At 46.1% G+C, this 23,089-nt stretch carries 21 protein-coding genes; 6 read left to right on the forward strand and 15 right to left on the reverse strand.

The window, feature by feature from the left end; translation table 11 throughout:
* Position 1: 1 nt before the first annotated feature.
* The 12 genes from trxA to zapA form a co-directional block, all read right to left on the reverse strand.
* Positions 2 to 316 carry a thioredoxin gene (trxA, locus tag NX903_RS13600; protein ID WP_003222500.1) on the reverse strand — a complete coding sequence of 105 codons (315 nt, stop codon included), beginning with the start codon at positions 314 to 316 and terminating at the stop codon, positions 2 to 4.
* Positions 317 to 638: 322 nt separating this feature from the next.
* Positions 639 to 2,126 carry an alpha-L-arabinofuranosidase AbfB gene (gene abfB, locus NX903_RS13605; RefSeq protein WP_086344172.1) on the reverse strand — a complete coding sequence of 496 codons (1,488 nt, stop codon included), beginning with the start codon at positions 2,124 to 2,126 and terminating at the stop codon, positions 639 to 641.
* A gap of 217 nt (positions 2,127 to 2,343) precedes the next feature.
* Complete coding sequence (gene etfA, locus NX903_RS13610) at positions 2,344 to 3,321, reverse strand: electron transfer flavoprotein subunit alpha (protein WP_086344173.1); 978 nt, start codon at positions 3,319 to 3,321, stop codon at positions 2,344 to 2,346.
* A 35-nt stretch (positions 3,322 to 3,356) separates the two neighbouring features.
* Positions 3,357 to 4,130, reverse strand: a complete 774-nt coding sequence (gene etfB / locus NX903_RS13615; RefSeq protein WP_014480500.1) for an electron transfer flavoprotein subunit beta — start codon at positions 4,128 to 4,130, stop codon at positions 3,357 to 3,359.
* Between the two features lie 14 nt (positions 4,131 to 4,144).
* Positions 4,145 to 4,921 carry an enoyl-CoA hydratase gene (locus tag NX903_RS13620; RefSeq protein WP_024573019.1) on the reverse strand — a complete coding sequence of 259 codons (777 nt, stop codon included), beginning with the start codon at positions 4,919 to 4,921 and terminating at the stop codon, positions 4,145 to 4,147.
* 14 nt (positions 4,922 to 4,935) lie between these two features.
* Positions 4,936 to 5,520: a fatty acid metabolism transcriptional regulator FadR gene (gene fadR, locus NX903_RS13625; protein WP_070547620.1), complete on the reverse strand. Its 585-nt coding sequence runs from the start codon at positions 5,518 to 5,520 to the stop codon at positions 4,936 to 4,938.
* A gap of 104 nt (positions 5,521 to 5,624) precedes the next feature.
* The gene (gene lcfA / locus NX903_RS13630; protein WP_086344174.1) at positions 5,625 to 7,307 is read right to left on the reverse strand and encodes a long-chain-fatty-acid--CoA ligase LcfA; all 1,683 of its coding nucleotides are present in this window, start codon (positions 7,305 to 7,307) and stop codon (positions 5,625 to 5,627) included.
* A gap of 188 nt (positions 7,308 to 7,495) precedes the next feature.
* Positions 7,496 to 7,900 carry a DUF350 domain-containing protein gene (locus NX903_RS13635; RefSeq protein WP_003237674.1) on the reverse strand — a complete coding sequence of 135 codons (405 nt, stop codon included), beginning with the start codon at positions 7,898 to 7,900 and terminating at the stop codon, positions 7,496 to 7,498.
* Positions 7,901 to 7,914: 14 nt separating this feature from the next.
* On the reverse strand, positions 7,915 to 10,272 hold the full coding sequence (locus NX903_RS13640) for an endonuclease MutS2 (RefSeq protein ID WP_086344175.1): 2,358 nt from the start codon (positions 10,270 to 10,272) through the stop codon (positions 7,915 to 7,917).
* Between the two features lie 20 nt (positions 10,273 to 10,292).
* Positions 10,293 to 12,005, reverse strand: coding sequence for a DNA polymerase/3'-5' exonuclease PolX (gene polX / locus NX903_RS13645; protein WP_003229538.1), 1,713 nt, complete (start codon positions 12,003 to 12,005; stop codon positions 10,293 to 10,295).
* Between the two features lie 72 nt (positions 12,006 to 12,077).
* Entirely contained in the window at positions 12,078 to 12,611 is a 534-nt protein-coding gene (locus NX903_RS13650) for a CvpA family protein (RefSeq protein WP_014477597.1), read from the reverse strand.
* A 6-nt stretch (positions 12,612 to 12,617) separates the two neighbouring features.
* On the reverse strand, positions 12,618 to 12,875 hold the full coding sequence (gene zapA / locus NX903_RS13655) for a cell division protein ZapA (RefSeq protein ID WP_003229534.1): 258 nt from the start codon (positions 12,873 to 12,875) through the stop codon (positions 12,618 to 12,620).
* Positions 12,876 to 13,008: 133 nt separating this feature from the next.
* Here zapA and rnhC point away from each other — a divergent pair, with 133 nt between their 5' ends.
* Positions 13,009 to 13,950, forward strand: a complete 942-nt coding sequence (gene rnhC, locus NX903_RS13660) for a ribonuclease HIII (RefSeq protein ID WP_086344176.1) — start codon at positions 13,009 to 13,011, stop codon at positions 13,948 to 13,950.
* A gap of 191 nt (positions 13,951 to 14,141) precedes the next feature.
* Here the strand turns inward: rnhC and pheT are convergent, their stop codons facing one another.
* Complete coding sequence (gene pheT, locus NX903_RS13665; protein ID WP_137200915.1) at positions 14,142 to 16,556, reverse strand: phenylalanine--tRNA ligase subunit beta; 2,415 nt, start codon at positions 16,554 to 16,556, stop codon at positions 14,142 to 14,144.
* A gap of 15 nt (positions 16,557 to 16,571) precedes the next feature.
* Entirely contained in the window at positions 16,572 to 17,606 is a 1,035-nt protein-coding gene (gene pheS / locus NX903_RS13670) for a phenylalanine--tRNA ligase subunit alpha (protein ID WP_004398818.1), read from the reverse strand.
* A gap of 81 nt (positions 17,607 to 17,687) precedes the next feature.
* On the opposite strand from pheS, the gene NX903_RS13675 reads away from it, so the two are divergent.
* On the forward strand, positions 17,688 to 17,894 hold the full coding sequence (locus NX903_RS13675; RefSeq protein WP_004398812.1) for a hypothetical protein: 207 nt from the start codon (positions 17,688 to 17,690) through the stop codon (positions 17,892 to 17,894).
* Positions 17,895 to 17,960: 66 nt separating this feature from the next.
* Here the strand turns inward: NX903_RS13675 and NX903_RS13680 are convergent, their stop codons facing one another.
* Positions 17,961 to 18,707 (reverse strand): TrmH family RNA methyltransferase, encoded by a 747-nt coding sequence (locus NX903_RS13680; protein WP_015714484.1) that lies wholly within the window; start codon positions 18,705 to 18,707, stop codon positions 17,961 to 17,963.
* A 118-nt stretch (positions 18,708 to 18,825) separates the two neighbouring features.
* Between NX903_RS13680 and sspI the strand changes: the two genes are divergently transcribed.
* The 4 genes from sspI to NX903_RS13700 all read left to right on the forward strand — a co-directional run bounded on the left by sspI (position 18,826) and on the right by NX903_RS13700 (position 23,062).
* Positions 18,826 to 19,041, forward strand: a complete 216-nt coding sequence (sspI, locus tag NX903_RS13685; protein ID WP_021480275.1) for a small acid-soluble spore protein SspI — start codon at positions 18,826 to 18,828, stop codon at positions 19,039 to 19,041.
* A 68-nt stretch (positions 19,042 to 19,109) separates the two neighbouring features.
* Positions 19,110 to 20,216 (forward strand): CdaR family transcriptional regulator, encoded by a 1,107-nt coding sequence (locus NX903_RS13690; RefSeq protein ID WP_086344177.1) that lies wholly within the window; start codon positions 19,110 to 19,112, stop codon positions 20,214 to 20,216.
* A gap of 102 nt (positions 20,217 to 20,318) precedes the next feature.
* Positions 20,319 to 21,731 carry a glycolate oxidase subunit GlcD gene (glcD, locus tag NX903_RS13695; protein ID WP_086344178.1) on the forward strand — a complete coding sequence of 471 codons (1,413 nt, stop codon included), beginning with the start codon at positions 20,319 to 20,321 and terminating at the stop codon, positions 21,729 to 21,731.
* Complete coding sequence (locus NX903_RS13700; protein ID WP_024572937.1) at positions 21,728 to 23,062, forward strand: (Fe-S)-binding protein; 1,335 nt, start codon at positions 21,728 to 21,730, stop codon at positions 23,060 to 23,062. The genes glcD and NX903_RS13700 overlap by 4 nt, the downstream gene beginning before the upstream one ends.
* Positions 23,063 to 23,089 lie beyond the last annotated feature (27 nt).

The following is a 23,089-nucleotide window of genomic DNA, read 5'->3' on the forward strand; positions in this document are numbered from 1 at the left end:
ATTAAAGATGTTTGTTTACAAGCTCTTGAAGCGCTTCTTTTGGTTTGAAGCCGACTGAAGTTTCAACTACTTCGCCGTCTTTTAACACAAGAAGAGTCGGGATGCTCATAACGCCGTATTTTCCGGCAGTTTCTTGGTTTTCGTCTACATCGATTTTTACGATTTTCAGTTTGTCTCCCATTTCTTGATCCAATTCTTCAAGAACAGGTGCAATCATTTTACAAGGTCCGCACCAAGGAGCCCAGAAGTCTGCCAGTACGACGCCTTCGCTTGTTTCAGCTGAGAAAGATTGATCAGTTGCTTTTACGATAGCCATTATTGAATTCCTCCAATGTGAAATGATGATTTTTAGTATAGCATCTCCCATTCGTTCACGCTATTTTAATGCTTACAAATTATTTTTTCCTGATCACAGCCGGTTTACTCATTTTTATATGGTTGAATGGGATATGCTCTTTTTTTAAAACACAAATCTGATAATGGCCCCGATCACTACAATTGCCCCAATAATCATTAAAATGGTACGAAGCATAAGATCACATCTCCTCTTCACTGTCATGTACTTTACCATGCCCTGCCGGAGCTGTTTTAAAACCTGAAAAAGAGCGCCGGCATGAAGCTCCGGCGCTCTTGCGCGATTAAGAATCAGCACGCAGCGTAAGTAAGACGACTGACATTGGCGGGAGTTTTACTTTCAGTTTGTTTTTGCTGAGCGTGTATTGTCTGAAGGATTCCGGTTTAACATGATGAGGATCGTCAAACGTGTTATGCGCATTCATTTTTTCTGCCGTAAGAATGACTCCGGAATGGTCCGCTGCCTTTTGTAGGCCTCTCAGCTCGATTTCCGCCTCCGCTTTGTTTTGGTGATCGATGTTGCAAATTGTGATATTGATATCGCCTTCAGCTTGTTTCGACGCTGAAATGCTGATTTGCGGAAGCGTTTCACCCTTCCATTCATAGTCGGCAGACATTGTCTCTGTTGCTAAAAGAGAAGCGTCCTGGTGCACCTTAAACATATTGAATACATGGTACGTCGGTGTCAAAAGCATCCGCTTGCCCTCAGTCAAAATCATCGCTTGTAGAACGTTTACTGTTTGGGCGATGTTGGCCATTTGCACCCGGCGGCAATGCTGATGGAAAATGTGGAAATGAGAAGCCGCCACCAGTGCATCACGAATGGTGTTTTGCTGATATAAGAAACCGGGATTCGTGCCTGGCTCGGGATCAAACCACGTGCCCCATTCATCAATAATCAGCCCGACCCGCTGCTCCGGATCGTACCGGTCCATAATCGTGCCGTGTTTTTGAATCAATTCATCGATGTATTTGGCTTTTTTCATCGTAATAAACCATTCATCTTCCGTGAATTCTGTGGCTGATCCTTTGCCCTTCCAGAAATCCCCCGGAATCGTGTAATAATGAAGACTCAACCCGTCCATCAGGCCAGCGGCTTTTTTCATAAGCACGTCCGTCCAATTAAAATCATCCACATTTGCGCCGCCTGCAATTTTATAAATTTCATTCCCGCTGTAATTGCGGACATAAGTCTGAAAACGCCGGTACAGATCTGCGTAGTATTCGGGATGCATGTTGCCGCCGCAGCCCCAATTTTCATTACCCACGCCGAAATATTTCAGATTCCAAGGCTCTTCTCTTCCATTTTGTTTTCTCCAGTCTGACATCGGCGTGCCTTCTTCAAATGTCATATACTCAATCCACTCCGCCATTTCCTGAACGGTTCCGCTTCCGACATTGCCGCAAATATATGGCTCGCATTCAAGCAGCTCGCAAAGCATCATAAATTCATGCGTTCCGAATTCATTTGATTCAATTGTACCGCCCCAGTGAGTGTTCAGCATTGTCTTACGGTCACCGACACCGTTTGCCCAATGGTATTCGTCCGCAAAACACCCGCCCGGCCACCTGAGGACAGGAATGTGCAGCTGTTTGAGCGCCTCCAGCACGTCCTTTCGTATCCCGTTGATATTGGGGATGTCTGAGTCCGTTCCAACCCAGATCCCCTCATAAATCCCTCTTCCTAAATGCTCAGCAAAATGACCGTATATATTTTTGTTAATGGTTCCTTTTACGATATCTGTTTGAATCACTGCTTGATGTTCAGACATGCCTCTGATCATTCCTTTCATACGGATATGAAAAGCACCACAGTCAAATATGTGATCTGTCTTTTGCCTGAGGAGTCAGCATGAATGTAAGCGCTTTTAAAGTAACCATATTATATATGTTCGTACATGTCAACGACATTTTCTATTGTTTTTATATTTGTACGTATGTATTTATAAATATGAAAAAATCCCGAACTTTTAAAGTCCGGGATTTCCTTTATGAGTGTATATTCAATTGTTTGAATTCCTCAGTTAATAACGGGACAACTTCAAATAAATCACCGACGATGCCGTAATCCGCTATTTTAAAGATATCGGCTTCGGGGTCTTTATTGATGGCGACGATCACCTTGCTGTTTGACATGCCGGCCAAATGCTGGATGGCGCCGGAAATGCCGCATGCAATGTACAAATCCGGAGTGACGACTTTCCCGGTCTGCCCGATTTGGAGAGCATAATCGCAATAATCAGCGTCACATGCCCCGCGAGAAGCCCCGACTGCGGCCCCTAGCACCTCTGCAAGCGCCTGCAGCGGCTGAAATCCTTCCTTGCTTTTGACTCCTCGGCCGCCCGCAACGATAATTTTCGCTTCGGAGAGATCAACACCGTCCGCCGTTTTTTTCACGACCTCTTGAATCACGGTGCGAAGGTCAGTAAGAGAGACATTCATGCTTTCGATGCTTCCCGACCTGCTGATGTCTTTTTCTGAAGCTTGAATGTTATTGGGGCGAATTGTTGCAAAGATCATCGGATCGGTTGAAATGACGCGTTCAAAAGCTTTCCCCGAGTAAATCGGGCGTGTGAACACAACATTCCCTCCGGTAACGCTTACATCTATAGCATCAGAAATTAAGCCTGTTTGCAGCCGGGCAGCAAGCTTCGGTGAAAGATCCTTGCCCATTGCCGTATGCCCGAAGATGACTGAATCAGGATTTTCTTGCTCGATAACACCTCTCATGACCTGGCTGTACCCGTCTGCCGTGTATGTTTTCAGCTTCGGGTCCTCAGCGGTAAGAACTTTATCTGCTCCGTAATGAATAAGCTCTTGTGCAATGCTTTGTATATTTTCACCGATGAGAACACCGATGACTTCCCCGTCTCCTGAAATGGTTCTTCCTGCAGCTATTGCTTCAAAGGTGACATTCCGCAATTCCCCATCGCGTATTTCTCCAAGCACGATCACTTTTTTTCCCATTCTAACATCCCCCTGTTTCTTTGAATGTCCAAGCTTTAAATGACTTTAGCTTCGCTGCGGAGCAATGAGACAAGCTCTTTTGCCTGTTCGGCAGGCTCACCTTGGAGAAGCTTCCCGGCTTCTTTTTTCGGCGGCAGAAAACGCTCAATGGTTTTCAGCTTTGGTTCAGCATCCTCTTCGTCCAGGTCAAGATCATCAAGTTCAAGCTCTTCAAGCGGCTTTTTCTTAGCCTTCATAATTCCCGGAAGCGATGGATAGCGCGGCTCGTTTAAGCCCTGCTGAGCTGTGACAAGCAATGGGAGCGTCGTTTTGATTTTTTCAACATCCCCTTCGACGTCCCTTTCTGCTTCTGCATCAGTGCCGTTGATTTCGAGTTTGGTGATCGTAGTGATACATGGAATGTCCAGTAGCTCGGCAAGCCGAGGCGCCACTTGTCCTGATCCTCCGTCAATGGCAACATTTCCGCCGAGAATCAAATCAAACTCCTGATCCTTCATATAGTGGTATAAAACTTGAGAAATGGAATATTGGTCGGGTTCTTCGAGATCATCTTCTATGTTGATTAAAACAGCTTGGTCACAACCCATGGCAAGCGCCGTACGCAATTCTTTCTCCGCTTCTTCACCGCCGACCGTGACGGCGGTGATCGTGCCGCCATGCTTTTCCTTCAGCTGGATGGCTTCTTCTATCGCGTACTCATCATATGGATTAATGATCCATTCCGCTCCGTCATCCTGAATCTTTCCTGTTTCAATGACGATTTTTTCTTCTGTGTCAAACGTCCGTTTCATCAGTACAAATAGATTCATGATCATATCCCCTTTTATTCGCCTTTGAACTGAGGCTTTCTTTTTTCGAGAAATGCCTGGATGCCTTCCTTGGCGTCCTCTGACTCAAATGCTTCCCCAAATCGTTTTGCTTCAAGCTTTAAGCTGCCTTCATAGGAATACACCTTGTTGGAATAAAGAAGCTCAAGCAAAGACGCGAGCGTTTGCGGGCTTTTCTCTGCAAACTTAGCGGCAAGTGCTTTTGCTTTTTCAATCACTTCTGCCTCATCTTTCGCTCCAATTGAGACAAGTCCGAGATCAAGCGCTTCTTTTCCGGATATCGGTTCTCCTGATCCGATGAGCTCTAATGCTTTGGCTGTACCGACATATCTCGGAAGGCGCTGTGTCCCCGCAAAACCCGGAATGATACCGAGATTAAGCTCCGGGAGCCCCAGCTTAGCATCTTCTGCTGCGATTCTGATATGACAGGCCATCGCAAGCTCCAGCCCGCCTCCGAGAGCAGCGCCGTGAATCGCTGCGATAATCGGTTTTGGAAAGCTTTCGATTCTCTCCATTAACTGCTGGCCGCGCTCAGCGAGCAATGAGGAATCCTCATTGCCTTTAAGCGATGTAAATTCTTTAATATCAGCGCCGGCTGAGAAAAATCTTCCCTCGCCGTGAATGATAATGCTTCGTACGCCTGCATCTGTCTCACATTGATCAAGACAGGAAGACAGCTCTTCTAATATCCGGCTGGAAAGCGCATTTGCCGGCGGATTGTGAATCGCCAAAACTGCCACAAATTGATCAACTGCCAGTGATATTGCATTCATAGGACAGAACTCCTTTACTTATTATGAATTCCGGACACCAATAATTCTAAAACGCTGTCTGAAAGCGAAGCGAGATCGTACTTTTGGTCATTCATCACCCATGTTGTCACGGTTTCATCAATCGTTCCAAAAATCATCTGCCGGGCGAGGCGGACGTCGAGGCCTTCTTTTAATTCGCCTGATTGTATACCTTCCGTCAAAATGCCATCCAAAATATTTAAGTAGCCTTTTAATATTTCGTTGATTTTTTGGCGCAGCTCCAAGTTGGATTGGCGGAGCTCAAGCTGCGTGACAATCGCGAGATTATGGTCACCCGCTAAAAGGGAAAAATGCTTTGAAATCACAAGCGCCAATTTCTCTTTCGCTGTTGCTTTTTCTTTAATGTCCTCTTCCATCCTCTCAATAAATTGACCCATTTTTTCTTTGAAAAGAGAAATTAAAATATCTTCTTTGTTTTTAAAGTAGAGATAGATGGTGCCGTCCGCTACTCCGGCTTGTTTGGCAATTTTGGATACCTGTGACTGATGGTAGCCGTTTTCTGCAATGACTTCTACTGCTGCATCAATAATCTGCATATACTTTGGCCGTTTTTGCTTCAATGTTCATCGTTCCTTCCTATAGAAATGAATGACTATTCATTCATAATTTTATGATAAGAAGGATTTTCAGGTTTGTCAAGTTTATTCATGGACGTTCTCTTTTTTTATTTGATATGATGATTTTCGGTTTCTTCTTCAAGTAAACGCCTTCTTAAAATTTTTCCCACCGCCGTTTTCGGCAGCTCTTTTCTGAACTCATAGGCTTTGGGCACCTTATAGGGAGCTAGACGTGATCTCGCAAAAGTGTCCAGTTCTTCTGCATCGGCTTTTGTGCCTTTCTTTAATACGACAAATGCTTTTACTGTTTCTCCCCTGTAGGAATCGGGAACGCCTGCGACAACAATTTCCTGGATGGCTTCATGTTCATAAAGCGCTTCTTCTACCTCACGCGGGTAAATATTGTAACCGCCGGCAATGATGATATCCTTCTTCCTGTCAGCAATATAGAAGAAGCCTTCTTCATCCATATAGCCCATGTCCCCGGTGAACAGCCAGCCATCTCTCAGCACAGCGGCGGTTTCCTCTGGTTTATTCCAGTATCCTTTCATGACTTGCGGACCTTTTACAATGATTTCTCCATGCTCATACGGAGCGGCAAGCTCACCCGTCTCTTCAGAATAGATCGCGGCGTCCGTACTCGGCCAAGGACAGCCGATACTGCCCGGCTTGTTTTTTCCCCAGATAAAATTGGCGTGCGTCACTGGGGATGCCTCAGACAAACCATAGCCTTCCACAAGCTTTCCGCCAGTCACCTTTTCAAATTTCTGCTTTACCTCCACGGGGAGCGCGGCTGATCCGCTAAGACAGCTTTTAATGGATGACAGATCATAATGCTGCAATTCGGGGTGATGCAAAAGGCCAATGTAAATTGTCGGTGCGCCAGGAAAGAGCGTCGGTTTGTGTTTGTCGATGATTTTAAGTGTTTCGAGCGGATCAAACTTAGGAAGAAGTATCATTTCGAAGCCTAGTTTAATCGAATAGTTCATGACTGCCGTCAGTCCGTAGACATGAAAAAACGGGACGATGCCCAGCACTTTTTCAGCGCCTTCTTTCACGTCATACATCCAAGCGGCGCACATTTCAGTATTTGCCAAAATATTTTGGTGCGTGAGCATGACCCCTTTTGGAGCTCCGGTTGTTCCTCCGGTATACTGGAGGACAGCGATATCATGCTCAGGATCGATCTTCGGGATTGTCAGGAGTTCAGTTTTTTCCTGCTTCATACTGGAAGCGAACGTGTGAATGTTAGCTGTTTTGTCAAAGTCGATATGCACTTTTTGTTTTTGCGTCAGCGGGTAAAGAATATTCTTCGGAAAAGGTAAATAGTCTTTTACGCTGGTTATCAAAATCTGGTCGACTATTGATAACGTTTTCATTTTTATTGCCTTCGGAAAAAGCAAATCTAAGGTGATGATTACACTTACCTGAGCATCTCTAAGCTGGTATTCAAGCTCATGCTCGGTATAAAGCGGATTCGTCTGCACCACGATGCCACCGGCAAACAAGACGCCATAATAAGAAATCACTGTTTGCGGGCAATTGGGCAGCATAACAGCCACTCTGTCTCCTTTTTGCAGGCCATTGCACTGCAAAAAAGCTGCAAGTTTAAGAGCATCCGTCAGAATGTCATGAAAGGTGAGTTTTTTTCCATAAAACGATATTGCGGTTTTATCAGGGAATCGTGCGGCGGAGTCTGTCAGGATGGATTGCAGGGTTTTATTCGGCAACGGAAGCTCATGCGGGATATCGTTGGGATACTCGGCAAGCCACGGCTTTTGAGACTGCATAAAACCTCCCCTTTCGATTTTAGAGATCCACCTTATCATTATAGCAGATGGACGGCAAAAAAAAGAAAAAGAAAGGTAAATCTTTCTTTTTCTCATAATATGAACAGATATATAAGACCAATTAACAAAAAGATTCCCGCCGCGGCGAGCAGTATTTTCGCAAGCTTTTCCATTTATTCTCCGTCCCCTTATATTCCGGCTGCCACTACAAATGAAAGCCCGACAGAAATGACAAATGAAATAAAGCCGACAGCCCGGTTATCATTTTCGATTTCCTGATCAATTTTAAACCGCGGAGTCAAAAACTCAAAAATAAAGTAGCTGATCAGAAGCATAACAAACCCGTAAACGCCCCAGCCGATCATTTGCAGAAGCGAATTATGCTGGGAGATGGAATGCTGAAATACGTTTGCGATCCCCAAAATTTTTCCGCCGGTCGCCATTGCCACCGCAAGATTTCCTTTTTGAATCTCTTCCCAGTTTTTATAAGCCGTCACCAGCTCAAACACAGTCAAAAAGAGGACGAGGCAGAGAACCGCGACACTGTAATATGCCGCGATTTCCACAAGCTCGTTTTCCCAAAAATCACTCATGGCCATACTCCCTTTTATTTTAGTTCAACTACCGTAACGCCTGATCCTCCCTCACCTGCTTCACCGAAACGGGAACTTTTGACGCTGCGGTGGTTTTTCAGAAGATCCTGTACGCCTTTTCTTAAAGCGCCGGTTCCTTTTCCGTGGATGATTGACACTCTTGGATATCCGGCTAACACCGCATCATCCAAGTATTTTTCAACCCGGCTGAGGGCATTTTCATAGCGTTCGCCGCGAAGATCAAGTTCAAGCGATACGTGATAGTCCTTTCCCTTGACCGCTGTAATCATTTTTTCTTTTTTTGGCTCCGGAGCTGATTTGATAAACTCCAGATCTTTTTCTTTTACTTTCATCTTTAAAATACCGATTTGAACGTTCCATTCATTGCCGCCTGTTTTTTCGAGCAATGTTCCTTTTTGCCCGAAAGTGAGGACTTTCACCTCGTCGCCAGGCTTAAAGTCGCGTTTTTGCGTTTTCGGCTTTTCCGGTTTCTTGGACTTTTCAAAAGCAGGCATAGCGCCTTCTAACCGTTTCTTCGCGTTAATCAGCTCGTGATCCTTGAAGGATTTGTGTTCTTCTTTTATGGTGCGCAATTCATGAATAATGTCCTCGGCTTCTTTCATTGCCGCTTTTACTTTTTCAGCAGCCTGCTGTTCTGCCTCTTCAAGCATTTTGTCTTTTTTGCTGTTAAGCTCGATGATTTGCTGCTGCAGCTCTTTATGCAGTTTTTCCGCTTCTTTTCTGATTGATTCTGTCTCAGAAAGCTCTTCTTCCGCACGTTTTTTGCTTTGTTCCAGCGACGCAATCATCGTATCGACTTCGTTATGCTCGGCCGTCATTTCTGACTTCGCCTGCCCGATGATATGGTCCGGAAGCCCGAGGCGTTTTGAAATTTCGAAAGCATTGCTTCGACCCGGCACACCGATTAAAAGTTTATAGGTCGGTGACAGCGTTTCGATGTCAAATTCAACGCTGGCATTCATGACGCCTTCTCTGTTATAGCCGTACGCCTTCAATTCCGGATAATGCGTCGTAGCTAACACTCGTGCATTGGTGCGATGCACGTCATCCAAGATGCTCATGGCGAGGGCCGCCCCCTCCTGCGGGTCTGTCCCTGCACCAAGTTCATCGAAAAGCACAAGGCTGTTTTCATTGACCTGTTCTAAAATGCCGACAATGTTCACCATATGGGATGAGAACGTACTTAAACTTTGCTCAATCGACTGTTCATCACCGATATCAGCGAATACGTGCTCAAATACTGCCGCTTCTGACCCTTCATCTGCCGGGATATGAAGACCTGATTGCGCCATTAAGGTTAGCAGGCCTAACGTTTTAAGGGTGACTGTTTTCCCCCCTGTGTTTGGCCCTGTGATGACAATGGTTGAAAAATCGCGGCCAAGCTCGATGTCATTGGCAACAACCTGGTCAGGCGGAAGCAATGGATGGCGGGCTTTTTTCAAACGGATAAAGCCGGTGTCGTTCATAATCGGTTTTGTTGCTTTAACCGCTTTTGCATATCTAGCTTTTGCAAAAATAAAGTCAAGCGTCTGCAGCACTTGCAAATCTAGAAATAGCTCCTCTGTATACTCTGCCGTTTTCTCTGTCAGCACACGCAAAATCCGTTCAATTTCTTGCTTTTCTTTCACTTTCGTCTGTTGAAGGGAATTGTTCATATCTACAATCGCCTGCGGTTCAATGAATAGTGTCGCACCAGAGGATGAGGTGTCGTGCACAATTCCTCCATAGCTGGATCTGTACTCCTGTTTGACCGGGATCACAAAGCGGTCATTCCGAATCGTAACAATCGTATCAGACAGCATTTTCGATGCGGAAGAGGAACGCAGCATCGACTCTAACCGGTCTCTGACTCTTGATTCGAGTGTTCTGAGCTGTGTGCGGATTCCTCTTAATGTTTCCGATGCATGATCAAGCACTTCTCCGTGATCATCGATGCAGGAATTAATGTCCCGCTCTAAATCGGACAGCGTGATAAGCTGTTCAGCATGCTGATGGATCAGCGGAATGTCGACACCGTCTTCAGCCATTTGGGTGATAAAATGTTTCATTTGTTTAACTGCATAAAGCAGGCCTGAGATTTCAGTGAATTCAGATGGACTGAGAACGCTGCCGATTTCCGCCCGTCTTAACGCTCCTCTGATATCTACAAGGCCGCCAAATGGCGCTTGGCCTCTCAGCCGGATAATGTCAGAAGCTTCGTCTACTTCATCCAGCTGTTTTTTGATTTCGTCTATAGAAGCAGAAGGCTTAAGCTCGAGAAGCATTTCTTTTCCGAGCGATGAAGCGGCATGCCCAATAACCTGTTCTTTCACTTTATGAAATTCAAGAGCTGATAATACTTTTTGCTGCACGATTGTGTGAGCCTCCTTACTTAATCGTTGCGCTTCAGAAATGCCTCTACGTCTTTAAGCGACCGGGCATTCAGAACGTTTTTCGTTTCCGTCCATCCTTTGCGCGCGGCAGTAACGCCAGTTTTCATATCGTCTAACATCTCAATATTATGGGCATCAGTATTAATCACCAATGTAACCCCTTGTTCATTTGCTTTCATTAAATGCTCTGTGCGCAGATCAAGGCGCGCAGGGTTGGCGTTGAGTTCAAGCGCCGTATTTGTTTTCCTCGCAAGCTCAATCAGCTGATCAATATCGATTTCGTAACCGGCCCGTCTGCCGATAAGGCGCCCGGTCGGGTGTGCGATAATGTCAACATGCTTGTTTGTCAGTGCCGTCTCAAGCCGTTTCATAATCACGTGTTCCGGCTGATTAAAACTGGAATGAATCGATGCAATAACGATATCCATTTCCGCAAGCACATCGTCATCATAATCGAGCGTACCGTCAGGCAGGATATCCATCTCAACGCCTTTCAAAATACGGAAGTTTTCGAACTCTGCATTCAGCGCGTCAATTTCTTTTGCCTGCTGCTTAAGTCTTTCTGCAGTAAGCCCGTTGGCAACCTTTAAATATTGTGAGTGATCGGTGATCGCCATGTATTGATAGCCTTTTTTGATGCAGGCTTCAGCCATCTCTCTGATCGAAAATGCGCCATCGCTCCACGTTGAGTGCATGTGGAGATCACCTTTGATTTGCCCGAGCTCTATCAGTTCAATGCTGTCGCTGTAAGTTTCCACTTCCTGTCCGCTTTCACGAATTTCCGGCGGAATCAGCGGCAGGCCGAAGTGCGCATAAAATTCACGTTCACTCGGAAATGTTTTGATCTCTCCGGTTTCAACTGTCTCAACGCCGTATTCACTGATCCGCTCGCCGCGTTCTTTGGCGATTTGGCGCATCTTAATATTGTGATCCTTTGATCCCGTAAAATGATGGAGTGTTGTCGGAAACTGCTCTTCCGTCACAAGACGGAAATCGACGCTTGTTTCATATTCAAAGGAAAGGATGACGGACACCTTCGTATCTCCGCTTGCGATCACGCTTTTGATGTTTGGCAGCTCAAGAAGCTGCTCTCTTACTTCAGCCGGATGATCTGTAGCAATGATATAATCCAGATCCTTCACCGTTTCCCGCGCTCTGCGGAGACTTCCGGCACGGGAAAATTTGATGATATGCGTAAATTGAGAAAGATGCTCCTCAATTTCCCGCGCGATCCGGAGGGCGTATCCGATCGGGAACCGTTCAGGCTGTTTTCCGGCTTCCCCGAGCGCCTGTAATATTTTTTCTTCCGATTTTTTGCCGAAGCCCGCAAGACCCTGGACCTTTTGCTGCTCACAGGCTTCCTTCAGAGATTCTGCATCGTGTACGCCGAGCTCTTTATACAGCTTTGCGATTTTTTTGCCGCCGAGCCCTGGCAGCTTCAATAAAGGCACGAGTCCTTCCGGCACTTCTTTCTGCAGCGATTCGAGCGTGCTTGACTTTCCTTCATCTATATACTCTTTAATGACGCTGTACGTTCCTTTTCCAATTCCGGACAGCGACATCATATCGTCCATTTCTGATAAGCTTCGGTCGTCCTGTTCCAAGGCTGCCGCCGCTTTTCGGAAGGCGGATACTTTAAACGGGTTGTCCCCTTTGAGTTCCATATAGACTGCAATGGTTTCAAGCAGCCGGATAATATCTTTTTTATGCATATCATAACCCCCAGACGTTCACATATGTTTCCATCATACTTGAAAAAAACTTCTCCGGACAAGAGAAGTTTTTTATGCCCCGTACTGTGTCCACAGCTCTTGTAGGAGCCCTGACAAGTATGGTGTATGGTTAATGATCACATTTGCGAGGGACGATTGCCCCATCATTTGCTGCAGTGCATCTATCGGAAGAACGGATGCGACATACAGCAGCACAAATGTAAATAAATAGACTTCTAGAAAACCGAGAACGGCGCCCAGCATCTGGTTAATTTGTTTAATCACCGGAATGCCGGCTACAATACTCAGGAACGAGCCGATGATTCTCAGTAAGATTTTAGCAATGATAAATAAAACGATAAACGCAATCGCATTATAGTACGCTGCTTCCAAATTCCCCGTAAAAAAAGAAAGAGCCGGCTGTCCCGCTGAAAAATCGGGTGCGGGAATCCAATGTAAATGCGGTGCCACGTTTTTATAGAATAAAGCCGCAAAGGCAATTGATAAAATAAAGCTCGTCAAGCGGATAAACTGCAGGATAAAACCGCGTTTTAACCCCAGTAAAGTCCCCATCAGGAGCAAGATTAAGATGATGATATCTAGCATAGTTGTTCAATCCTTTTCTTTAAGCTGACGCTCCAGTTTTTCACATTTCTCTTGTAATTTGACATAATCGTGCACCACATTTACCGCTGTCAGCACTGCAAGTTTATTTATATCAAGGTATGGATTTTTTTCATTGATTTCTCTCATTTTATCATCAACAATTCCGGCGACATACCTCATATGGGCTCTGCTTTCTTCACCGACAATCGTGAAGTGCTGGCCGTAAATGTCAACGGTTGTTTTTGTTTTTTTGCCGTCAGACAACGTTTCTCCTCCATTCCGCGAGAATCCTAGTTCTTATCATAACACGTTTATTAAATGAATGGAAAGACGAGCCTCCCGCTGTTATGATACACTGGTATATACAGTGAAAAGTGTAAAAAAAGGAGATTATTACGTGTCCCATTCAGTGATAAAAGTATCGTTGTCTGCTATTGACCAAATGAAAATGACGTACAGCGGTTCGCTTACAGCCTCTGTTCCGCAGGGAGCCGTTTTTCAGGCGAAACCGCCCGGCTGTACCATTACAGCATATAAATCAGGCAAGGTCTTGTTTCAAGGCAAAAACGCTGCGGCAGAATCCGCGCGCTGGGGAACAGCAGAGCCTCAGGAAAAGAAGAAAACGGCCAAAAAGCCGGCTGATCCCCGCTATGCCCCTCCGGCAGATATCGCCGGAATGTCTGTTATCGGTTCTGACGAAGTCGGAACCGGAGATTACTTTGGCCCAATGACGGTTGTATGTGCGTACGTCGACAAAACCATGCTTCCTTTAATGAAGGAACTCGGTGTTAAGGATTCTAAAGATTTAAAAGATCCGCAAATCATCGAGATTGCCCGAAACCTGATCAAAACCATTCCATATAGCCTGCTGGTTTTAAAGAATGAAAAGTATAACAGTATGCAGGAAAAAGGCATGAGCCAAGGGAAAATGAAAGCTTTGCTGCACAATCAGGCGATCACCCATTTATTAAGAAAATTGGATGGAGTAAAGCCTGAAGCCATTTTGATTGACCAATTCGCTGAGCCAGGCGTCTACTTCAATCATTTAAAGGGCAGAGACATTGTGAAGGAGCGGACCTATTTTAGCACAAAAGCTGAAGGTATTCACCTGGCTGTCGCCGCTGCTTCAATCATTGCAAGATATTCGTTTTTAATGGAAATGGATAAACTATCACGCGCGGCAGGAATGACGCTTCCAAAAGGCGCCGGTCCGCACGTCGATGAAGCGGCCGCCAAGCTAATCCTCAAAAAAGGGGCATCTGAACTCAGAACCTTTACAAAACTCCATTTCGCCAATACGCAAAAAGCGCAGCGCCTTGCTGATAAAAAACGCTCATAGAAAAAAGCTTGCAGATTTCTCTGCAAGCTTTTTTCATATTTTCAGCGTGATTGAAAACCCTTGAAGTCTAGGAAAGGCGAGCATTGGAGCACAGCGAATGTTCTAATGCGTGAGCACCAACGCGCAGACCTGACAACGAATGCGGGGGTTTGCCGACACGCTGAGCTTGCATTTCTCTGCAAGCTTTTTTATCATCCTCTTAAAACAGCTTGATATGTGTCTTCCAACGCTTTCAGCACTTTGCTGTGCGCCTTTGTCACTTCTTCTTCAGTCAGTGTTTGTTCAGGATTGACATACTGGAGTGAGAAAGCGACTGACTTCTTGCCTTCCTCCATATGTTCGCCTTCGTATACGTCAAAGACGGTTACCTCTTTCAGAAGCTTGCCGCCAGCCTCTTTAATGACGCTCTCGAGCTGTCCGCTTGTGACGGTTTTATCTGTTACAAGGGCGATATCACGTGTCACAGACGGATATTTCGGAATCGCCGTGTAAACAAGCGGTGCTGTTTCTGCTGCGAGCAACGCATGAAGATCGAGCTCAAATACGTATGTTTCCTTTATATCCAGTTCTTTTTCCAATGAAGGATGGACTTGGCCGATGAAGCCGATCAGAGAACCATTCAATAAAATGTTCGCTGTTCTGCCCGGATGCAGCTGTTTGCGTTCAGACTGTACAAATTCAATGCTGTCTAGGACGTTGAGTTTGTCTAACAGCCCTTCCACAATTCCTTTGACAACAAAGAAATCAACTGGTTTCTTTTCACCCTGCCATAGCTGCTTGCGCCATAATCCGGTAACAGCTCCTGCTACGCGTTCTGTTTCAACAGGTTTTGTGTCCTCTTCCTTCGTTAGGAAAACGGAGCCAACTTCGTACAGTGCAACTGAGTCAGTCTGCCTCGCAAGGTTGTAAGAAACAGAATCAAGCAGATTCGGAACAAGACTGTGTCTGAGAATGCTTCTTTCTTCACTCATTGGAAGCGCAAGCACAGTATTCAGTGATTTTTCAATCGCAAACGCTGCCGCTTTCTTCTCGTTTGTCAGTGAGTAAGTGATGGCCTGTGATAAGCCTGCGCCTTCAAGGAAGCGTCTGACTTTACGGCGTTTTGCCTGATATGGCGTTAATCCGCCTGTAGTTCCCGCTGTCTCAGGAAGCGTAGACGGAATGTTATCGTAGCCGTACAGTCTTGCCGCTTCTTCAATTAAATCCTCTTCTATTGTAATGTCGCCGCGGCGTGATGGGACAGTCACAACGAGAAGTTCATCCGCTTCACCGACCGTAAAACCGAGACGTTTATAAATGCTGATCAGTTCTTCTTTACTGATCGTCAGGCCTAGAACGCTGCTCACTTTGTTAGCAGATACGTGAATGTTATTTGCTTCGATTGTCAGGTGATCTTCCTCAACTGTTCCAGCAAGCACCTCACCGCCGGCATACAGATGGATCAGCTGCGCAGCCCGTTCTGCTGCAAGACGTACGCGCGCCGGATCAATTCCTTTTTCAAATCTTACGCTTGATTCACTTCTCAAACCAAGGTCTTTGGAAGCCTTGCGAACCGTCTGCCCGTTGAAATACGCAGCCTCAAGCAAAATCGTTTTCGTATCTTCCTGAACCTCTGACTCTGCTCCTCCCATGACACCCGCAACGGCCTGCGCTTTCATTCCGTTTGTAATGACAAGGTGATCGGCGGACAGCTTACGTTCTTGATCATCAAGAGTGACGATCATTTCATTCTCAGCTGCTTTTCTTACTACGACTTCCTTAGAGCCAAATCTGTCATAATCAAACGCATGAAGCGGCTGTCCGTATTCCAACAGGACAAAATTTGTGATGTCAACGACGTTGTTGTGCGGACGAATGCCTGCATTCATCAGCTTTGTCTGCATCCAAAGCGGTGACGGAGCAATCGTGACATTTTTAATGATTTTTGCAGTGTACAGCGGGTTCGCTTCTTGATCTTCAATTTTGACTGAAATGTAATCAGACGCTTGTTCTGAAGCAGCCGGGTAATCCGTTTGCGGAAGCTTTACCTCAGTGTCTAAAATTGCGGCAACCTCGTAAGCAACACCAAGCATGTTCATGGCATCCGCGCGGTTTGGCGTTAAACCCAGCTCAAGAATCGCATCGTCAAGCTGTAAAGCCGCTAAGGCATCGCTTCCTGTTTCAGCGTCATTAGGGAATACGAAAATGCCTTCTGCATACTCCTTCGCCACAAGTTTGCTTTCGATACCAAGCTCCTGTAAGGAACAGATCATGCCATTTGATTCTTCACCGCGAAGCTTGGCTTTTTTGATTTTGAAATTGCCCGGCAGCACCGCTCCGACTGTTGCAACTGCGACTTTTTGTCCCTTATCCACATTCGGCGCGCCGCAAATGATTTGTACAGGGGCTTCAGCTCCGATATCCACAAGGCACTTATTCAGCTTATCAGCATTCGGGTGCTGCTCGCGCTCCAGCACATGGCCGATGACAATGCCTTTGATGCCTTCTCCTTTGTATTCAATTCCTTCAACCTCAATACCGGCTCTTGTAATTTTTTCAGCAAGAACAGCCGGGTCCATGCCTTTTAAATCAACATAATCCTCTAACCATTTATAAGAAACAAACATCCTTACATCCTCCTCTTACGCCTGTTTAAACTGCGAAATAAATCTGACATCGTTTGTATAGAAGTGGCGGATATCATCAATGCCGTATTTCAGCATCGCGATGCGCTCAACACCCATTCCGAATGCGAAGCCCTGATATTCCTTCGGATCAAAGCCAGCCATTTTAAGCACGTTCGGGTGAACCATTCCGGCACCGAGGATTTCAATCCAGCCTGTTCCTTTACATACTGAGCAGCCGTTCCCACCGCATTTAAAGCATGTCACATCCACTTCTACTGAAGGCTCAGTAAACGGGAAGAAGCTTGGGCGGAGTCTGATTTCACGGTCTTGCCCGAACATTTTTTTCGCAACGAGTTCAAGCGTTCCTTTTAAATCACTCATGCTGATGTTTTTGTCAACGACAAGCCCTTCAATTTGCATAAATTGGTGAGAGTGCGTCGCATCATCGTTATCACGGCGATATACTTTACCCGGGCAAATGATTTTAACGGGACCTTTGCCTTCATGCTTTTCCATCGTCCGTGTTTGGACAGGGGAAGTTTGCGTTCTCATCAAAGTCTCCTCTGTGATGTAAAAGCTGTCCTGCATATCGCGCGCAGGGTGTTCTTTCGGAAGATTGAGCGATTCGAAGTTGTAGTAATCCGTTTCAACCTCTGGCCCTTCCTCGACTGTGTAGCCCATACCGATAAATAAATCTTCAATTTCTTCAATGACAACAGTGAGCGGATGGCGGCCGCCGACTGCAACAGGGTTCCCCGGCAGCGTGACGTCAATTGTCTGTCCTGCAAGCTTCTGTTTCATTTCCTCTTCTTCAAGCTTCTCGTTTTTGTCAGCAATCGCATTGGCAATACGCTCCCTTACTTCGTTCGCGAGCGCCCCCATTTTCGGACGTTCCTCAGCAGAAAGCTTGCCCATTCCGCGCAGCACTTCTGTAATCGGCCCTTTTTTTCCGAGATATTGCACCCGAATATCATTGACAACCTTCAATGAGCTTGCCGCTTCTACTTGTTCTAAAGCTTCTTGTTCCAGCTGTTTTAGCTTCTCTTCCATTTTGCATCCTCCTTTTATGTAAACAAACCGTCATATGTCTTTGGAAAATAAAAAAAACCCGTCCCTTGTACAAGGGACGAGTTGTGGCCGCGGTACCACCCTTATTTCAGACAGACTGATGCTGTCGTCAGCTTCATTGACATAACGGAATCAGATTCCGGTTCACCTTTACGCGCAGTGTACGCGGTCCCGGCGACAACTCAAGAGGTGAAGCCAATTTCCGGCTGCGTTAAAAATGCTCTCAGTCAGCGGCATTTTCTCCCTGGAAAGCAGTTGATCAGAAATTGAGGTCCTCTGTCACGGTTTTTGAAATATTATGTTCTATTATAGAGAAATCCAACGCTTGGCGCAACACTATCCTCGCAAGTGATACACGAGGATGGCAGCCGCAACCGCAACGTTTAGTGATTCAGCCTGTCCGTAAAGCGGCACGTACAGGTTCAAATCCGTTTTTTCCAGCAATGCAGCATCCACCCCTGCACCTTCATTTCCTACAATGAGCGCAAAGGATTCAGACTGAGGAATCTCCTGGTAAGGCGCTCCGTTTTGCAGCGCCGTGCCGTATACTTTTACGCCCTCTGCCTTCAATTCGTCCACATATGAAGGCAGGTTTCTTCTCACAACAGGAATATGGAAGTGAGATCCTTGAGCAGATCGCAGTGTTTTTCCGTTAAAGGCGTCCGCCGTGCCGTCACCGAGTACAACCGCATCCAAACCGGCCGCATCAGCCGTTCGAATCATTGTGCCAAGGTTTCCCGGATCTTGAACAGCGTCAATCAGCAGCACCTTGCGTGCCGTTGCCAGCTTTTCTTCAGGCATATGGCACACAGCGGCAATCTGCTGCGGCGTTTCGGTTTCAGTCACAGCTGAAAACGCATCTTCACTCAGCATATAGCACTGGATACCAGTCTCAAGATCTGAAGGAATCTTCGTTTCATCCTTTACAAGGATTTCTTTCACAATGCCCGGGCTTTTCAACGCCTCTTCAACGAGATGTTCTCCCTCTATCAGAAATGTATTTGTTTTTGTTCGTTCTTTTTTTGTGTGAAGCTTTTTCCAATCCTTCACTTTTTGGTTTTTTGCCGATTCTATTTGTTTCACTGTCTATGTGGCGCTCCTTTTTTTAACATGATGTTATTATATCGCAAGAACAGCACATAATAAACCAGGTGCAGGGTTAGAATATACGTATTACATTTTAGAAAAAGGAGCGTTTTACATGGATCTTAATTTACGTCATGCCGTCATCTCCAATGTCACCGGCAATAATCAGGAGCAGCTTGAGCATACAATCGTAGATGCGATTCAAAGCGGTGAAGAAAAAATGCTTCCAGGGCTCGGCGTTTTATTCGAAGTCATTTGGCAGCACGCATCCGAAAGTGAGAAAAACGAAATGCTGAAAACGCTTGAAGGCGGATTAAAACCCGCCGAATAAGACATGAAACCGGGTGACAGCGCCCGGTTTTTTTCTTATATAATAAAAACATGATGAGGGGGAACGCCATGTTTTTACAGCCGTTATTAGCGAAAAAAATTATTGCTGAAGTTAAAAAAATGTACGAACGTGAAGTCATTATTGTAAACACGGACGGTCTTATTATGGCAGGCACAAACGATGAGCGTGTCGGACAATTTCATGAGGGAGCGCTTATCTGCGCAAAAGAAAGACGCAGCGTGATTATTACAAAAGAAGATGAAACAAGATTAAAAGGAGTGAAAGCAGGCATAAACCTCCCTGTATTTTTTGACCATGATGTGATCGCCGTCTTCGGGCTGACAGGTGAGCCCGCTGAGATTCAGCCATTCGGAGAACTGCTTCGAAAAATGACAGAGCTGTTCATTAAGGAATCACGGCATTTAGAGCAATCCCAGTGGCGTGAGAGAATGCTGGAGTCCTTTATGATCGATTGGCTGCAATTAAAGGAGTGGTCTCCCAGTTTTCTTGAGAAAGCTCAGCTTCTTGGTGTTGACCTTGCCTCCCGGCGCCAAATGATTCTTATTCAGGGGTATGAGTTGTCACCTCATGATATTGAACAAATGGCACGCAGCTGGAAATCCTCGTACCCTGCGGATTTGTTCATCAGGTGGGGAAATGAACGGATCTTGATTAATCATGAAGTGCCGCAGCATGAACAAAGGGATCGGCTTTTACGGAAGATCCTTCACATTTGTTCGTTTGCCAATACCGCAAACAGCCAATTTGCAGCAGCTGGCGCCGGAAGAGCCGTCGCAAGCTCCAGCCTGACAGATTCATACGAGCAAGCGGAAAAAGCGCTGGCTGTCAGCCTTAAGCGAAAAACGCCCATATTTGAAGAGGATCTGAAGCTTGATATGTGTCTGACGGAGATCAGCCCGGGAACCCGAAACGAATTTCCGCAAAGAGTATTAGGAGAGGCGCTTGAGCATCAGGAACTTATGAATACGTTACGGACTTTCTTTCATCACGATTTGTCTTTGAAACAAACCGCAGAAGATATGCATATTCATATCAATACATTGCGTTATCGTCTGGCTAAGGCTGAACAGCTAACGGGTTTACGTTTTGACCGTACCGAGGACATCGTCACGATGTACGTTGCACTCTATTTTTTAGATCAAGATACAAAATAGAGAGAGTTTCAGTTTCATTTTTTGTATGTTTCTCCATGGAAGGCTTTGCTTTTTTTCTTTTACAATAGATTGAAAGCGTTTTTTGACAGGGGGATGGGTGAAATGATCACCAAGGATGTAAAGGAGCAGCTGATTCGGGTCTCCGGACCAGAAAACTTTGATGACTCGAATGCCGGCCGTCTCGTCTATTCATATGATGCGACGCCTCAGTATCAGTCTATGCCTGATGCCGTGATTGCTCCAAGGAATACTGATGAAGTATCACGCATTTTAACAATTTGCAGCGAACATCGAGTGCCGATCGTTCCAAGAGGATCAGGGACAAACCTGTGCGGCGGCACGTGCCCGACTGAAGGCGGACTTGTGCTTCTCTTTAAGCACATGAACCGGATTCTTGAAATTGATGAAGAAAATTTAACTGCCACAGTTCAGCCGGGCGTCATTACGTTGGATATGATCCGGGCAGTTGAAAGCAAAGGTTTGTTTTATCCGCCCGATCCGAGTTCTATGAAAATATCAACTATCGGGGGCAACATCAATGAAAATTCCGGCGGGCTCCGCGGATTAAAATATGGCGTCACCCGCGACTATGTTATTGGACTGGAGGTTGTGCTCGCAAATGGTGACATCATCCGCACCGGCGGAAAACTCGCAAAGGATGTGGCCGGATACGATCTCACACGGCTTTTTGTCGGCTCAGAAGGAACACTCGGCATTGTGACAGAGGCAATCGTCAAACTTGTTCCAAAGCCTGAAACAAAAAAGACGCTGCTTGCCCTATATGAAAATATCGATGCCGCTGCTCAAACGGTATCAGACATCATTGCCGCAAAAATCATACCCGCCACGCTTGAATTTCTCGACCAGCCTACACTTTTGGTGATTGAGGATTATGCCAAAATCGGACTTCCGACAAACGCAAAGGCGGTTCTATTAATTGAGCAAGACGGACCGCTTGAAATCGTGGCACGGGATATGGAAAAGATTGAGGCGATTTGCAAAAAAGGCGACGCCGTTTCCGTTCAGACCGCACAAACAGAGGAGGAAGCGTTTGCCCTGACTGAAGCCCGGCGTTCTGCACTTTCTGCCCTAGCCCGCCTCAAACCGACGACGATTTTAGAGGATGCGACCGTTCCTCGCTCAGAAATCGCCAATATGGTAAAAGCGATTAATGATATTGCTGCTAAATATGATATTTCCATTTGCACCTTCGGCCACGCAGGAGACGGGAACCTCCATCCGACATGCACGACAGACATAAGAAATGAGGATGAAATGGAACGTGTCGAACAGGCTTTTGCCGAGATTTTTGAGAAAGCGATTGAACTTGGCGGGACGATAACCGGAGAGCACGGAGTCGGGGAAATGAAAGCGCCTTACTTGGAAATGAAGCTGAAAAAAGAAGGCATTGATGCGATGAAAGCGTTGAAAGCGGCATTTGACCCCCGGAACATATTAAATCCGGGCAAAGTGTTTGCGAAAGATGCCAGAAAACGTGTGGTGGCGGAAAGATGACAACAGAAAAAGAAATGAAACAGATCCAAAATGAATTTAAAGAGCGTATGGATGAAGGCGAGTTATTAAATTGTATGCGCTGCGGCTTCTGTCTTCCTTCCTGTCCGACCTATATCGAATCGGGATTTCAGGAAACACACTCTCCGCGCGGGCGTATCGCCTTAATGAAAGCAGTAGCGGACGGTATGATTGAACCGGATGAAGATGTCGAACGGTCGCTGTCACTTTGCCTCGGTTGCCGCGCCTGTGAACCTGTATGCCCGTCAGGCGTGAAATACGGACAGCTGCTTGAGGAAGCCAGAGATATTATCCACCAAAATAAAAAACACTCGCTCGGCGCACGTGTCATGCGAAAGACGGCTTTTCACGAGCTGTTTCCGCATCAAAACCGCATGCGCTCAGCTGTAAGCCTTATCGGTTTGTATCAGCGGTCAGGACTGCAAACCGCTGTGCGTAAAACCGGTATGCTTCGCGTCCTGCCTGAGCATTTGCGAACGATGGAAGCTGTTCTTCCTGATGTTCCAAAAAGCAAAGACATGAAACATCGGCCGCGTTTCCTGCCGTCAATTGGCCCCATGAAAAAACGGGTCGCCTTTTTTTCGGGCTGCTTAATGGATACGATGTTTTTACCGACTAACAATGCCACATTGAAGCTTTTACAGCTGGCAGGCTGCGACATTGTCATTCCGCCTGAACAGGCTTGCTGCGGGGCGCTGCATGGACACAGCGGTGAAAAAAACACAGGGAAAGAGCTAGCGAAACAAAATATCGCTGCTTTCGAAGCATTAGACGTGGATGCAGTCATTACAAACGCAGGAGGATGCGGAGCCTTTCTGACCGAATATGATCATTTGCTGAAGGATGACCCGGAATGGTCGGAGCGGGCCGCCGCTTTTGTTCAAAAGCTGAAGGATTTTTCTTCTGTTTTGGTTGAACTCGATTTCCATCAAATGGACTTAGCGCTCGAGACGCCTCAGGTCGTTACCTACCAAGATTCATGCCACCTAAGAAATGTAATGCATACGTCGCTTGCGCCCCGCCAGCTTCTTAAAAGCATCAAAGGGGCGGAATTCAAAGAAATGGAGAAAGCAGACAGCTGCTGCGGATCAGCGGGAATTTACAACATCGTCGAAGCTGAAATGTCTATGAGAATACTGGACAGTAAAATGGCTGCCGTCAAAGCAACCGAAGCGATCCTCATTGTAACAGCAAATCCCGGCTGCCTGCTGCAAATGAAGCTCGGCATTGAACGCGAAGGACTAAGCGGTAAAGTCAGAGCCGTTCACCTGGCTGATTTGCTATTGGAAGCAGCCGGGCACAAAACATCATGAGAAAGCCCAAAACAGATATTGTTTTGG

Source organism: Bacillus sp. FSL R5-0576 (assembly GCF_038004765.1).
In the GTDB taxonomy this organism is placed as follows: Bacteria; Bacillota; Bacilli; order Bacillales; family Bacillaceae; genus Bacillus; species Bacillus subtilis.

Excerpts from the sequence above, each read along its gene's own strand:
- sspI (WP_021480275.1), top strand. The coding sequence starts at position 18,826 with ATGGATCTTAATTTACGTCATGCCGTCATCTCCAATGTCACCGGCAAT.
- trxA (WP_003222500.1), bottom strand. The coding sequence starts at position 316 with ATGGCTATCGTAAAAGCAACTGATCAATCTTTCTCAGCTGAAACAAGC.
- etfA (WP_086344173.1), bottom strand. The coding sequence starts at position 3,321 with ATGGGAAAAAAAGTGATCGTGCTTGGAGAAATACGCGATGGGGAATTG.
- lcfA (WP_086344174.1), bottom strand. The coding sequence starts at position 7,307 with ATGCAGTCTCAAAAGCCGTGGCTTGCCGAGTATCCCAACGATATCCCG.
- NX903_RS13620 (WP_024573019.1), bottom strand. The coding sequence starts at position 4,921 with ATGAATGCAATATCACTGGCAGTTGATCAATTTGTGGCAGTTTTGGCG.
- abfB (WP_086344172.1), bottom strand. The coding sequence starts at position 2,126 with ATGTCTGAACATCAAGCAGTGATTCAAACAGATATCGTAAAAGGAACC.
- glcD (WP_086344178.1), top strand. The coding sequence starts at position 20,319 with ATGATCACCAAGGATGTAAAGGAGCAGCTGATTCGGGTCTCCGGACCA.
- NX903_RS13690 (WP_086344177.1), top strand. The coding sequence starts at position 19,110 with ATGTTTTTACAGCCGTTATTAGCGAAAAAAATTATTGCTGAAGTTAAA.
- polX (WP_003229538.1), bottom strand. The coding sequence starts at position 12,005 with ATGCATAAAAAAGATATTATCCGGCTGCTTGAAACCATTGCAGTCTAT.
- NX903_RS13650 (WP_014477597.1), bottom strand. The coding sequence starts at position 12,611 with ATGCTAGATATCATCATCTTAATCTTGCTCCTGATGGGGACTTTACTG.
- pheS (WP_004398818.1), bottom strand. The coding sequence starts at position 17,606 with ATGGAAGAGAAGCTAAAACAGCTGGAACAAGAAGCTTTAGAACAAGTA.
- NX903_RS13700 (WP_024572937.1), top strand. The coding sequence starts at position 21,728 with ATGACAACAGAAAAAGAAATGAAACAGATCCAAAATGAATTTAAAGAG.
- etfB (WP_014480500.1), bottom strand. The coding sequence starts at position 4,130 with ATGAATCTATTTGTACTGATGAAACGGACGTTTGACACAGAAGAAAAA.
- pheT (WP_137200915.1), bottom strand. The coding sequence starts at position 16,556 with ATGTTTGTTTCTTATAAATGGTTAGAGGATTATGTTGATTTAAAAGGC.
- NX903_RS13635 (WP_003237674.1), bottom strand. The coding sequence starts at position 7,900 with ATGAGTGATTTTTGGGAAAACGAGCTTGTGGAAATCGCGGCATATTAC.